An 11,751-nucleotide genomic window follows, 5' to 3' on the forward strand; every position below is an offset into this window, starting at 1 on the left:
TTCAGTTCAATAAGACCTCACATAGCTACCCTTTAGGCAGCCAGACGACCTGAAGTTTGTATCAACTCTCGCCTAAATAGGATAATAAATAATGCATTAAGTAATACCCAATGGCAATCAATGCACATAATTCTAGTAGGAATCTAAATCCTAAATTAAAGGTTTGTAGTATGTACAAGATATCCCCCTGCCATGATCTATTTTTGAAAATAGAAAATATTATACAATCTATTCCATTGTATAATATTCCCATAGGACTTACTAGTATTCTTGAAATCAAAATAACCGCGGGGAACGTAGTAGAGTTCTCCTTTTCCTGGATGAGTTCTCGTTCCCCCCAGTTAAGTTCTCATTCCCACAAAAAAAGACTACCCATAGAAAGTGGATTTACCGACTTTCCTGGCAGCCGCTTTTTAGAACAGTTTTAACAGCTTCCTCTATTTCTTTATAGCCTGTACATCGACACATATTGGACTCCAGCCAACTTTTAATGACGGCATCCGTTGCTTCAGGTTCAGTTTGGATAAGTGTGTGGCAATTCATGATAAAGCCAGGCGTGCAATAGCCGCATTGGAAAGCAAATTGATCGATGAATGCTTCTTGGATCGGTGTGTCTTGCAAACCTTCGATTGTTGTGATGTTTTTATGTTCCGCTTCAACCGCCAGCATTAGGCAGGATTTCATCACTTCCCCATCAATGTTCACTGTACATGCACCGCAGTCTCCATTTAAACAGCCGGGTTTAGCTCCGGTTAGCCCAACCTTTTCCCGTAGAGCCTCCAATAATGTATCGACATTTCTCACATGAATAGAATACGCCTCACCATTTATGTCTAAAACAATCATGCGGTCGGTCATCACAAACTCGCTCCTTTAAAAGCCCCTTCTATCTCTTCCAACAAGTTCCCAAGTACAAACTCCCGGTATTCAGCAGAACCATGGACGTCATCCAACACAGGAGCTGGTGTAGAATTGACGATTTCCTTTGCTTTCCCTTCTTTTGATAAAGAACCGTCATTCATAATTTTATCGATTTTCGCATCATGGAATGGAAAATTGCATAATCCGCTAAACGCAATTTTTAACCGATTGTTTTTCATGACCGCCGCCGCGGTAATTAACGGATAACCGACGCCCCATTGCCTTCTTTTCTTGATCGACACAAAAGGCAACTCCACCTCACTGCGGCTCACTTTAACTTGCAAAAGCAGTTCTGTATTCAATCGATGATCATTGTTGAATAGGGATTCAAACGGGTGCTCTTTCACTTCCGATTTACTTGCGATAACAGCCTTGCTGTTCGTTAATAAAAACGGAAGGACAGCCTCCCGATACGGGATATTCCCACAAATATTCCCACCTAATGTAATTTTATTGCGTGCTGTATGATCCGCTATTTGAGATATCGTTTGATTTAACAATGGAAAGAATCCCGTTTTATTTACTTTCGTCAACGATAGGGCAGCGCCTAATCGAATTTCGTCTTTGTCAATATCGGCAACATGGCATTCCCGGATTGATTTAATATCAATAATCGCGCCTGGGATTATGCGATTCGTCCGATCTAGCGTGATGATTTCCGTACCGCCTGAAAAATACATTGGTTTTTTCCCATCTTTATTTAATGTATGAAATAACTCGATCGCTTCTTCGAATGTTGTCGGCCTATAATATTCGGCATCATAAGCAATCATTGGCCCTTCACCGCTTTCTTCTCTGCCCAAATGGCTTCGGGTGTAAGTGGTAAATGGTTAAGCTTTACTCCCGCAGCAATTGATAAACTGTTCGCCAAAGCAGCAGGCATGCCAATCAACCCACTTTCACCAATTCCCCTAGCACCGAAAGGACCGTCGATATGGGGAGTTTCAATGAAATCGACAATATAATTCGGATGGTCGCCAAAACGGAACGATCCATAGGTCCGGATCCTAGGGTTAAGAATATGCCCGCCTTTGTCCATTATCAGCGTTTCGCTGCTTGCATGATTCAGCCCCATACTCATTCCGCCCATGATTTGTCCGAGTGCCATTTTCATATTCAGGATTTCCCCGGCATCAATCACAGAATAGGCATTGAGGATCTTATACGTAAAATCCCTCGAATTAAATTCAATTTCTACACCTTGGGCACCGACTGTATATTCCGGTCCCGTCTTGCCAATGCCGGTTTCTTTATCAATGTTGGTGAGTTGGCGCATCGTATAGGTCCCCCGCCCGATGATTTGTCCGCCTATCGAATAACCGTTTGGATACCTATAGCCATAACATATTTCTTTAATCGGTATGAATGTTTCCGGCTCGTCGCGAATAAAAACCCTTTCATTGGCAACCTCCAAATCGTCCGGTGAGCAAATCAGCACTTGTGCAGCAATGGTTTTTAATTGAACAATTACATCTTCCGCAGCATTCAATAATGCCCGACCAACCATCAGTGTTCCGCGGCTCGCTGCAGTTTTATAATGCTCCGGCGTCGACTGGGTGTTAACAGTCATTTGAACGTGGATTTTATTGATGTCCATTTTCAGTTTTTCCGCCAAAAGCTGGGCAATTGTCGTTTTCGTTCCCATGCCGATTTCAACGATGCCGGATAAGACATTAATGCTTCCATCGGGATTAAAAAGCAATGTAACTCCTGAACTCGCACTTGAATCGATCGTCGATGTTTTCCATGAGCAGCTGATACCCTTCGCTCGGATTGTTTCCGAATCGACTTGGACCAACATGCCTTCATCCCACTTCATCTGCTCTTTCAACTTTTTGATACACGCTGGTAAATTCCCGACCGAACTGCCATTCAACGGAACTTGAGTGGGTGTTGTAGATCCGGGTAAAACCGTATTGATCTCACGAATTAACAACGGATCCATATCAAGCTTTTGTGCAAGAATATCCATTGCCCTTTCAAATGCAAACAATATTTCAGAATGGCTGAACCCGCGATAAGCGGTTGCATAAGAATGATTCGTGTAAACCGCAAGTGAGTCACACCATAAATGTTCAATATCATAAGGACCTGTGCAGGTCGCCGCGGCTGCTTTTACAAGCATTGTGCCTTTATCGGAATAAGCCCCCGTGTCAAATAAATACTCAATTTCTCCGGCCTTCAATTTCCCTTCTTTCGTCGCACCAAGTTTAACTTTCGCTTCAAGACCAATCCGTCCAGGGGCCGTCACCATATCCTCTTCCCGGGTATAGTGCAGTTTCACAGGCCTTCCACCAACCGCCTTGGATGCGATATATGCAATCAGCTCCAACTGAAGTGCAACTTTCCCGCCAAATCCGCCGCCGACAAAGGGTGCAGTTACAGTAATTTTACCGATTTCCAAATTGAAGTATTCGCTCATTTTTTCCCTTATCCGATAGGGAGCTTGCGTGCTTGAAGTGATATGTACGGATCCGTCGCGTTTTATTTCCGCTATGACAGAGCGTGTTTCAATTGCAATATGGTCCGAAGGGGGGATGGAGAAAACTTCTTCAACAAAAACGTCACTTTCAGCCATTCCTTTTTCAACGGAGCCTTTTCTTATTTTTACACGGTTTGCAATGTTTGTATTAGGTTCCGGATAGACACATTCCACTTTTTTATAGTTCGCCAACTTTTCGTGGATTAAAAGCGAATCAGCTTGGATTGCCTCTTTCGGGGAGTGGATAACGGGTAATTTTTCATAAGTGACCTTTATTGAATCTGCAGCCTGTTTTGCTTGATAGGCCTCCTTTGCGACTACAGCGGCAACAGGTTCTCCGTAGTATCGTACTTTTCCGAACGCCAAAATGGGACGATCTTGAACTTCATCGCCCGTTAATGGAAAAGGTTCCCCTACTAGAATTGCCTTTACCCCTTTCACTTTCTCCGCTTCCTTAATGTCAATTTTTTTAAGCAGTGCATGTGCATGCGGACTCGTGACAAGTTTCACATGCAGCATATCTGTAGTTGAATAATCTGCCGTATATTTGGCAGTTCCGCTCACTTTTTCAATCGCATCTTTCCGTTGAACATCTTTTCCAATAGACCAAGTCATACAGTGATGCCACCTTTAGTTCCGTGATGGTCCTATTATCGCTTAAAGTGCCAGTAAATATTCATCGTTTTGTATACTGTCATACCGGGATGGAATAACGAATAGGATTGATGTAGTGCAGGAAAAGTGTGCAAATCACATCATTCTATTGGAAATGACTCGAAATGGACAAGTGTAGGTTCTTTAAAATGCGGATTTTTCAGTCAAAGGGGGAAACAAATGTCGGTCTACTATCAACAAACAGCAGATGAAGTGATGAAGCTATTGGACGTAACAAAAGAAGGGTTGAATGATGATGATGTTGAAACGAGGCAAGCCCTTCATGGCTATAATGAATTGGCAGATGGAAAAAGGACAAGTATTTTTGCGGTTTTCTTCAGCCAGTTCACGGATTTGTTAGTCATTATTTTACTGATTGCCGCCTTTGTCTCTTTTTTGTTAGGTGAAGTCGAAAGCACGGTTGTTATACTGCTTGTCGTTATATTAAACGCTATTCTAGGAACTGTTCAGCACGCGAAGGCGGAACAATCGTTGGAGAATTTAAAGGCCTTGTCCTCCCCTATCGCAAAAGTGATGCGGAACAACCAAATCACCGAGATTGCTTCGGAGGATATCGTCGTCGGAGATCTTCTTTACTTAGAGACCGGTGATTATATAAGTGCCGACGGAAGAATAATTGAAAGCCACAATTTGCATATTAATGAAAGTTCGCTAACTGGTGAGTCAATAGCTATAACAAAAAGTAATGCGCCAATCAATGGACCGCATGAAATGATTGCCGATCAAAACAATATGGTATTCGCCGGCAGCTTTGTCACCAAAGGACGCGGCCTTATAGCAGTGACAGCGATTGGAATGGAAACCGAAATCGGAAAAATAGCGAATTTGCTGGATACTGCAAAAGAAAAGAAAACCCCTTTGCAAGTAAGCTTGGATCACTTTGGAGAGAGATTGGCACTCGGAATTACAATGATTTGTGTTGTGATTTTCTCAATTGACCTTATTCGCGGGCGCGAATTGGTTGAATCTTTTATGTTTGCCGTTTCACTCGCAGTTGCCGCCATCCCGGAAGCATTGAGTTCGATTGTGACGATTGTGCTTGCCTTTGGAACCCGGAAAATGGCGAAGGAAAACGCGATTATCCGAAAACTATATGCCGTAGAAAGTCTGGGCAGTGTATCGGTAATTTGTTCCGATAAAACAGGAACCTTGACCGAAAATAAAATGAAAGTTCAACACGTTTATGTTGACCAAAAAGTCATGCCCCACAATGAACTGCAACCGAACGACTCAATTCAGAAGAAACTTCTTATACAAGCCTTATTATGCAATGACGCCTTGAATCAGGGTGAAAAGGAAATTGGAGATGCTACAGAATTAGCTCTCGTTAAATTAGGAAGACAGTTTCTATTTGATGAATTACTTGTTCGAAAACACTATCCGAGAGTTGCGGAACTTCCCTTTGATTCCGATAGAAAGCTTATGAGCACGTTGAATCAAATCAATGGACAAACCTTCATGATTACAAAAGGGGCCTTGGATATACTCCTTCCAAAAATCATGAAAATCGAAACTTCCAAAGGGATTCTCCCAATGACGGACGAGCATCGAAGAAAAATCGAAGAAGTCAACTATCATTTTTCACAGAACGGTTTACGGGTATTGGCGATTGCCTACAAGGAAATTGGAAGCAATCGGCCAATCGATGCCAGGGATGAAAGAGGGTTGACGTTCGTAGGCTTAGTGGCGATGATGGACCCTCCTAGAAATGAGTCGCAGGCAGCTGTTGAAAGCTGTATAAGAGCTGGAATTAAACCTGTCATGATTACAGGGGATCATAAAATAACGGCAATCGCCATTGCAAAACAACTCGGGATTTTAGAAGATCCTTCTGAAGCAATTGAAGGACAAGAAATTGAAAAAATGACAGACAAGCAATTGCAGGAACAAGTAGAGAACTTTTCTGTCTATGCCCGCGTTACACCCGAGCATAAAATCAGGATTGTGAACGCGTGGCAGGAAAAAGGACATGTCGTCGCGATGACTGGAGACGGCGTAAATGACGGACCCGCCTTGAGGAAGGCCGATATCGGTGTGGCAATGGGAATCACCGGAACCGAAGTTGCGAAAGATGCTTCATCGATGGTTTTGACAGACGATAATTTTTCAACGATTGTTAAAGCGATTTCGAACGGAAGAAGCATTTACACCAATATAAAAAATGCCATTCTCTTTTTATTGTCGGGTAATGCGGGTGCCATTTTTGTCGTCCTATATGCAACGATTTTCGGATTGCCCGTTCCCTTTGCACCGGTGCATCTGTTATTCATCAACTTGCTAACCGACAGCCTGCCCGCGATTGCCATCGGATTAGAGCCGCATAATCCAAAAGCGATGAGGGACAAGCCAAGAAATATCCGAACACATTTATTAACAAAATCGTTTACGGCTAGGGTCATCTTGGAAGGCCTCTTGATTGCCATCTCTACGGTTATCGCCTTTCTCACGGGATTGGAGACAGGAGATACGCTTACCGCAAGCACAATGGCATTTGCAACCTTATGTCTTGCCCGATTAGTGCATGGTTTCAATTCCAGATCGAAAGCATCCATCTTTGCAATCGGAGTGTTCTCAAATAAGTATTCATGGCTGGCATTTTTCATCGGGGTCATTAGTTTGCATGTTGTTCTGCTGCTTCCATCGTTAGCGGACATGTTTAAAGTTGCTAATTTAAACAGCACGCAATTCATGTTCATCTACTGTTTGGCAATTTTGCCGTTCCTAGTGATCCAATGGTTTAAAGTACTGTTTGTGCGTAACAAGAAATAATTATAAAAAGCCGGGAAGTAACTTTTTTTGAAGTTGCTTCCCAGCTTTCACATGATAATGAAGTTTTATGATAAAGCCTTCAATCCTACGACACCGACGACGATCAGAAGGACGCTGGCGATTCGGCCTTTGCTCCTTGATTCACCGAAAAACAGCATATTGATCAGCACAGCACCTGCAGTACCGACACCTATCCATACCGCATACGCCGTACTTACTTGCAAATAGTTGAATGACATATAGAGAAACGCGAAAGCTGCCCCGAAACCGCCCCCGAAGAGAATTGCATTGACAAATGTCTTTTGTTCACTATATTTGTTTAACCCGACAACGCCGATAAACTCGCTTATTGCCGCTGCGAATACAAATAACCAACCCATCACTTAACAATTCCTTTCTTTTCATCGACGTCGTCAGCAATCTTCAGTCCGATAACTCCTACAACTAATATCATGATGAAAATTACTTTGCCCGCTCCGAGCGTTTCCCCAAATAGGAAAACATCCATTAAAGCAGTCCCGATAGTGCCAATTGCTGCAAAGATGGCATATACAGTGCCCGTAGGAAGGTTTTCACAAGCTTTCGCCAGGAAATGAAAATCGACGAAGATGAAAAAGATGATTGGAATCCAATGCCACCATTCAGAGGCCACATTAAAACCGAATATCCATACCAATTCGAAAAAGCTTGTCAGTGCTACATAAATCCATGACTTGTTCATAAAAATAACTCCTAACTCGGTGACTGACTGTCATTCATTTTGTTGAATGACGAGCTGTCAAAGATAACTGAATTTAATCCGCAAGCGCATGCTTCAAAAAGTTCTTTACTTCATTTTTTTGAATGATCGCCTCGTCTTCTTTATCTGCGTCGTATAAATAAATTTGTTCAGCAGCCGATTCGACAAGACCGATGATGAGCTTTGCAGTCCGATCCGGATTGACTGAATCCCGTATGACCCCTTCCTCAATTGCTTGCTGAAGGCCTTCACTCACCCATTTATAGAACGGGGCGTATATTGTTTCCCAGTTTTTCAGATGTTCCGTTGATGCTAAACCCGAGTAAATGAGAGCTTGAATTTCATGATACTCTTCATTCACCTCAAAAATGGCATCGACGAGCTGCTCCATCCGATTTTGAAAAGGCGCATCATCTGATACGCGCTCCTTAACAATTTCCAAAGTCTTTGAGGCCATCACTTCTGCGATTGCTGGCATCAATGATAACTTAGATGAAAAATACAAATAGAACGTACCTTGGGCAATCCCTGCGGCCTTGACGATATCGGATATTTTCGTCTTCTCAATGCCTTGCTTGCGAAAAACTTCGATTGCCGCTTTTATGATTCTCTCCTTCTTATCCACTTGCTGCCCTCCCTCCACTGAATGACTGTCATTCATTATACCACAAAGAGTTCTCGTTTCCTTGCAAAGAGTTCTCATTCCCACTGATAGAGTTCTCGTTCTTGCGTAAAGAGTTCTCATTTCCCCCGAAAGAGTTCTCGATCTCGCGTAGAAAGTTCTCATTTCCACCGAAAAAGTTCTCATTCCTATCTACGTACAGCGACGGCCATTTGATCTCTACTTCTCTTGAGTGCGTTCATCGACGTGGAGATTGCCATCGCCGAGGATTTCCGCATAAAACACATTCTCGATTTTTCCTATCCCTCTCTTCTTCAACTGGTCGTAAACCCATTCCTCACTCAGCTCAAGTTCAGTCAAGTTCTCCTTGATCAACTTCCCATCAGAAATAATCTCTGTTGGAATATATTTAGGATCTTTTCCGGGAGCTTTCACGTCTTTGCGTGTTGCAGTTTCTTGGGCCGATTTTTTCATGACACTTAGTTGCCCGTTCGTTTCAAGGATTGCGTAGTTCACATCTGCAACGGAAAAAATGCTCTGCTCACGAAGCATCATATTCAGTTCATTCAATGTTAATCGTACTTTTTTCATCGACTTTTCACTGATTTTTCCTTTGGAGATGATGATTGTAGGCGAAGCATTAACCAATTTCCTAGCCTTCTTTGATTTCACGGTTAAATAATTGACAAGAATCGTTAAAATAGCCCACCAAATCATCGCAAGCATACCGTCATAGAACTTGGTTTCGGTTTGAGCAGCGATTTCGGCAGCAATGGATCCTATTGTGATCCCCGTGACATAATGGAAAAAAGTAAGCTGAGAAATCTGCTTGTTGCCCATGAATCTGGCCAGAATCAAAAGAGCAATAAATGATGTCGAAGCCCTTCCAATCATTTCCCAAAAATCAAGTTCAAATTTACCCATTTTGTTTCACACCTCCACTAGAACTAGTGTGCAACAGAATTATTTGATTATACTAATGAAAAAAACCTGTGAACTCGTCAATTTGAGTTCACAGGAATTCATTCTCATTCCCACTCGAATGGCGTTTCTTGGTAAACATAATAATTCAACCAGTTCGAAAAAAGCAGATGTGTATGGGATCGCCATGTGTTCAATGGCTCTCTTTTCGGGTCGTCGTCAGGGAAATAGTTTGCTGGAACATCAATATCGATTCCTTTTTTCAAATCCCGTTCGTATTCTTCACCGAGCGTACATGCATCATATTCCAAATGTCCGGTAACCATTATTTGTTTGCCGTCATTGGAAAGGATGATAAAAGCACCCGCGTCTTCCGAAACCGCCAATAATTGAAGGCGGGAATCCTGTTCGATATCTTCAATTGACACAGACGTATAACGGGAATGTGGTGCATGGAAGATATCATTGAAGCCTCTTGCCAATTCGACAGTCGGATCGGTCAATTGATGACTGAAGACGCCGGACAATTTCTTTGGCAATTCGTACTTATCAATGCCGTAATGATGATAAAGCGCGGCTTGCGCACCCCAACAAATATGTAAAACGGAAGTCACATTTGTCTTGGACCAATCCATGATCTGTTTCAATTCATCCCAATAGACGACATCTTCGAACTCCAGATGCTCAATTGGCGCCCCTGTAATGATCAGTCCGTCATAGCGTCTATTCTTGACATGTTCGAATGTCGTGTAAAAGGATTCCAAATGATTTTTACTTACATTTTTCGATTCGTATGTGGCAGTGTTCAAAAATGAAACATTCACCTGTAATGGCGTATTGCCGAGCAGCCGAAGCAATTGAAGCTCAGTTCTTTCTTTTTCCGGCATTAAATTCAGGATAAGGATATTTAACGGACGGATATCTTGGGTTGTCGCCCGCCCTTCATCCATTACGAAGATCTTTTCTTCTTTCAACAGTTCGCGTGCCGGTAAATGTTCAGGTATATTGATTGGCAATTATTTCTCCCCCTTAAAATATAAAAAACCCTCGTTCCCAAAGATAGGAACGAGGATTTGCATCGATTTCTCCGTTCTTATCTCTCAAGATTTGCATCTTGTTGGAGGTAGCACCTTCCTGCAAATGCAGAGGTTGCTGAAGCTTCATCGGGCCAAATCCCTCAGCTTCTCTTGATAAGAAATATTCAATTGTGATTATTATATCATCTTTAGCAGAAAAGTATACCGGTTTCTTTTAGCGATGAACTTTCGCTTTCGAAAAACCGAGCCCCAAAATTTCAGATGCATTGAGGAAAATGACAAATGACGATGGCTCGGCTGTTTGAAGCAACTTCTTCAAATATACGGCCTCGGACTGTTCGACAACGCAAAGTATCATTGTTTTTTCGTCATTTGAATAGCCTCCCGTCGACTTCACTTTCGTCAACCCCCGGTCAATTTCGTTTTGGATGACCGATTGGATCTTCTCGGGATGGTCTGTAATGATAAGGACCAGCTTCGTCGGCGATGTTTGCAGCTGGACGAAATCAATTACTTTACTTGTCACATAAATCGACATAAGCGCGTAGAGTGCCAGTTCGAAATTGAAGACGAAAGCCGACGTGACAACGACAACGCCATCGACAATCAATTGGGAAAATCCGCTAGAGATGCCTGTGTATTTTTTCAGAAGCTGGGCAATTAAAGCTGTTCCGCCTGTCGACCCATTCCCCCGATATACGATTCCTAGCCCGATACCGAGCATAATGCCGCCATAAATGGAACTGAGAAGCGGGTTGTCGACGTGTAATTGAAGGCCACCCGTCAAATAGATGACAAACGGGACGAAAAAAGTACCAACAATCGTCTTGGCACTGAATTCCTTCCCCGCAAGCAGCAGTCCCAATAGGATGAGCGGGATATTGATCAGCCATTGGACGTATGCGGGATTATATCCGAATAATTCATAAAGAATCGTACTGACACCTGAAATACCGCCAGCCGCAATACGCGACGGCAATAAAAATATATTGAATGCAAGCCCGACCAAAGTCGCTCCAAAGATGATCTGTACATAATCGAAAACGACTGGTCTCTTCTGGATGAATGTCATGATGTGTTCCCCTTTCTTAGAAGACTTTCCTATTCTATCAGAAAAAATGATGCGCAGAAACGTTTTAAAGGGAGAATAAAAGGAATAGAGAGAATAGGAGACTAGAAGAAAGTATACTCATTTTTTTGTATTTTTCTAATTTACTGGTATAATAGTAGGACATGTAACAAGAAAACATAGTTTCGAGGAGGATCATAATGCGTAGCTTAGGTATTGTCAGAAAAGTTGACCATCTCGGCAGGATTGTAATCCCGAAAGAATTAAGAAGCACGTTAAAACTCGAAAAAGGTGCCCCAATGGAAATTTTCGTTGATGACGATATGATCATACTGCGAAAGTATGTAGTTGATTCGGCCTGTATTGTAACCGGGGAAATTACTTCCGAAAACAAAAGACTCTCCAATGGCATGTATATAAGTCCCAAAGGGGCTGAAATCCTGAAAAAGGAAATCGAAGAACGAAAGACCTGGGATTAAGATTCCCGAAATTATGGGCAACGGTAACATAACCGTA

11 protein-coding genes and 1 riboswitch are annotated in these 11,751 nt (G+C 42.5%); of the genes, 2 read left to right on the forward strand and 9 right to left on the reverse strand.

Annotated features, from left to right (window positions below; all coding sequences use genetic code 11):
- Positions 1-387: 387 nt before the first annotated feature.
- The 3 genes from ACFPTP_RS15110 to ACFPTP_RS15120 are packed head-to-tail and all read right to left on the reverse strand — an operon-like array spanning position 388 to position 4,018.
- Positions 388-858: a (2Fe-2S)-binding protein gene (locus tag ACFPTP_RS15110; protein ID WP_381446456.1), complete on the reverse strand. Its 471-nt coding sequence runs from the start codon at positions 856-858 to the stop codon at positions 388-390.
- Complete coding sequence (locus ACFPTP_RS15115) at positions 858-1,694, reverse strand: FAD binding domain-containing protein (RefSeq protein ID WP_381446458.1); 837 nt, start codon at positions 1,692-1,694, stop codon at positions 858-860. The genes ACFPTP_RS15110 and ACFPTP_RS15115 overlap by 1 nt, the downstream gene beginning before the upstream one ends.
- The gene (locus tag ACFPTP_RS15120; RefSeq protein ID WP_381446460.1) at positions 1,691-4,018 is read right to left on the reverse strand and encodes a xanthine dehydrogenase family protein molybdopterin-binding subunit; all 2,328 of its coding nucleotides are present in this window, start codon (positions 4,016-4,018) and stop codon (positions 1,691-1,693) included. Before ACFPTP_RS15120 ends, ACFPTP_RS15115 begins: the two co-directional genes overlap by 4 nt.
- A gap of 219 nt (positions 4,019-4,237) precedes the next feature.
- On the opposite strand from ACFPTP_RS15120, the gene ACFPTP_RS15125 reads away from it, so the two are divergent.
- Positions 4,238-6,847, forward strand: a complete 2,610-nt coding sequence (locus ACFPTP_RS15125; protein WP_381446462.1) for a cation-translocating P-type ATPase — start codon at positions 4,238-4,240, stop codon at positions 6,845-6,847.
- Between the two features lie 65 nt (positions 6,848-6,912).
- Here ACFPTP_RS15125 and ACFPTP_RS15130 read toward each other — a convergent pair whose 3' ends face one another.
- The 6 genes from ACFPTP_RS15130 to ACFPTP_RS15155 form a co-directional block, all read right to left on the reverse strand.
- Positions 6,913-7,227, reverse strand: a complete 315-nt coding sequence (locus ACFPTP_RS15130) for a DMT family transporter (RefSeq protein WP_381446464.1) — start codon at positions 7,225-7,227, stop codon at positions 6,913-6,915.
- Positions 7,227-7,568 (reverse strand): DMT family transporter, encoded by a 342-nt coding sequence (locus ACFPTP_RS15135; RefSeq protein ID WP_381446466.1) that lies wholly within the window; start codon positions 7,566-7,568, stop codon positions 7,227-7,229. The genes ACFPTP_RS15130 and ACFPTP_RS15135 overlap by 1 nt, the downstream gene beginning before the upstream one ends.
- Before the next feature lie 73 nt (positions 7,569-7,641).
- Positions 7,642-8,211: a TetR/AcrR family transcriptional regulator gene (locus tag ACFPTP_RS15140; RefSeq protein WP_381446468.1), complete on the reverse strand. Its 570-nt coding sequence runs from the start codon at positions 8,209-8,211 to the stop codon at positions 7,642-7,644.
- Positions 8,212-8,427: 216 nt separating this feature from the next.
- Positions 8,428-9,132, reverse strand: a complete 705-nt coding sequence (locus tag ACFPTP_RS15145) for a DUF421 domain-containing protein (RefSeq protein ID WP_381446470.1) — start codon at positions 9,130-9,132, stop codon at positions 8,428-8,430.
- 104 nt (positions 9,133-9,236) lie between these two features.
- The gene (gene metA / locus ACFPTP_RS15150) at positions 9,237-10,145 is read right to left on the reverse strand and encodes a homoserine O-acetyltransferase MetA (RefSeq protein ID WP_381446473.1); all 909 of its coding nucleotides are present in this window, start codon (positions 10,143-10,145) and stop codon (positions 9,237-9,239) included.
- Between the two features lie 74 nt (positions 10,146-10,219).
- Positions 10,220-10,326, reverse strand: a riboswitch (SAM riboswitch).
- Positions 10,327-10,380: 54 nt separating this feature from the next.
- Positions 10,381-11,238, reverse strand: coding sequence for a YitT family protein (locus tag ACFPTP_RS15155; RefSeq protein ID WP_381446475.1), 858 nt, complete (start codon positions 11,236-11,238; stop codon positions 10,381-10,383).
- A gap of 197 nt (positions 11,239-11,435) precedes the next feature.
- On the opposite strand from ACFPTP_RS15155, the gene ACFPTP_RS15160 reads away from it, so the two are divergent.
- Positions 11,436-11,714 carry an AbrB/MazE/SpoVT family DNA-binding domain-containing protein gene (locus ACFPTP_RS15160; RefSeq protein ID WP_381446477.1) on the forward strand — a complete coding sequence of 93 codons (279 nt, stop codon included), beginning with the start codon at positions 11,436-11,438 and terminating at the stop codon, positions 11,712-11,714.
- Positions 11,715-11,751: the final 37 nt, after the last annotated feature.

The sequence above is a fragment of the Sporosarcina koreensis genome (assembly GCF_042655825.1).
In the GTDB taxonomy this organism is placed as follows: domain Bacteria; phylum Bacillota; class Bacilli; order Bacillales_A; family Planococcaceae; genus Sporosarcina; species Sporosarcina koreensis.